The 1634-nt window shown below is 67.4% G+C and carries 1 protein-coding gene and 1 pseudogene; both read right to left on the bottom strand.

From position 1 onward, the window contains the following. Nucleotides 1–90 precede the first annotated feature (90 nt). Nucleotides 91–971, bottom strand: a protein-coding gene (locus tag ACHBTE_RS35680) for an IS5 family transposase (RefSeq protein WP_394729917.1) whose coding sequence is annotated in 2 segments (ribosomal slippage) — nucleotides 91–611 and nucleotides 611–971 — 882 coding nt in all. Because the reading frame shifts where the segments join, the coding sequence is not laid out codon by codon here. A 54-nt stretch (nucleotides 972–1025) separates the two neighbouring features. Continuing rightward, nucleotides 1026–1142 (bottom strand): annotated as a pseudogene (locus ACHBTE_RS35675) (VOC family protein); the annotation flags it as partial. Nucleotides 1143–1634: the final 492 nt, after the last annotated feature.

The following is a 1634-nucleotide window of genomic DNA, read 5'->3' as shown; positions in this document are numbered from 1 at the left end:
ACCGACAACGGCGGAATCTTCGGACCCGGACGACTCATACCGAACCAACGACGAATCTTCGACTCAGGTCACTAGGTTCTGTCCGGCGGATCATGGTCGGAGCCATAGCCTGATGGCTGCGGTGGTGACGGTGCCGTGGAAGACGTAGGCCCTCTTGTCGTACCGGGTGGCGACGGCCCGGCAGTTCTTGAGGCGGTTGATGGTCCGCTCGACCTCGTTGCGGCGCTTGTAGATCTCGCTGTCGAAGCCAGCGGGCCGGCCGCCTTTGCTGCCGCGTCTTTTGCGGTGGGCGCGCTGGTCCTTCGGTTCCGGGATGGTGTGCTTGATCTGGCGTCTTCGTAGGTAGCGGCGGTTTCGGCGGGAGCTGTATGCCTTGTCGCCGCTGAGGTGGTCGGGCCGGGTGCGCGGGTGTCCGCCCTGGGGTCGGGGGACGCGGATGCGGCTGAGGACCTCGATCATCTGCGGAGCGTCACCACACTGACCGGGTGTGACGAGCAGGGCCAGGTGGCGGCATCCGCCTTCTCCTGCGAGGTGGATCTTGCAGGTCAGGCCGCCCCGGGACCGTCCAATTCCCTCGTCGGGGCGGTGGTTTCGGGGCGTCGTCCTTTTTTCGGGACACGTGGCTTGGTCTTACGGGCACCGGCCGCGTGCTGATGAGCACGGCAGGACGTCGAGTCCACGCCGACCATGCTCCAGTCGATCCGGCCGGCCAGGTCGGCATCCGCCTGGACGGCCGTGAGGATCCGGTCCCACGTGCCGTCCGCCGACCACCGCCGGTGGCGTTCATAGACGGTCTTCCAACTGCCGAAACGCTCGGGCAGGTCACGCCACGGTATGCCGGTGCGGACCCGGAACAGGATCCCGTTGATGACTGAGCGGTGGTCGTTCCACCGGCCGCCGCGCTGCCCGGGCGGAGGCAGATGCGGCTCCAGCCGCACCCACTCCGCGTTCGTCAGATCACCTCGCCCCACGCCGAGATCAACGAGCAGGCAACCCGACAGTCACATGATCCGCCGGACAGAACCTAGGCCCCCGACCTGCGCCCTGCCCTCCAACTCCAAACCCAGTTCCACGAAGAACGCGACAGCGGCATCCAAGTCCTCCACGACGATGCCGACATTGTCCATCCGCTGAACCGCCATACGGGCCTCTCCTCACATCCTCATGCCGGCCGGTCGTGGCCGCTGACGCACCCGGGACGGAGCCACTGGCACGTTCTCGACCTCCGCAGACCGCCGGACTGCCAAACAAGCCGGACCCCACCTGCGCACCGCACCAGCCAACCCGCACACCACGCACCACCACCGAGGGCGAATGCGGCGCAGCGGCCGGCCGCTTCCACACGGACGACCAGCCACAGCATGACCGTCCCCGCACATCACTGCTCTCTCACCGATTCCCAACCAGCCCGCTCGAGCACCCGCCTCACCCGATCAACTCACCATGCCCGAACACCCTCGGCAGGTGGAACGTGACGCACCAACCCGCCCCCACCGCACCACTCCCCTGCCACCGTCACCCGGCACGAGCCGAGAGCCGTACCCCCACAGTCGACGGCCCCCCCATTACCTTCTTGGTGGCCCCGCAATGGGGCGCCCGGCCTCCGGAGTTGGCATGACTTTCTCCCCCTGTCG

It is taken from the genome of Streptomyces sp. M41, assembly GCF_043673425.1.
In the GTDB taxonomy this organism is placed as follows: Bacteria; Actinomycetota; Actinomycetes; order Streptomycetales; family Streptomycetaceae; genus Streptomyces.
The sequence above is the reverse complement of the archived record's forward strand: the minus strand, read 5'-3'. Positions and strand labels throughout refer to the sequence as shown.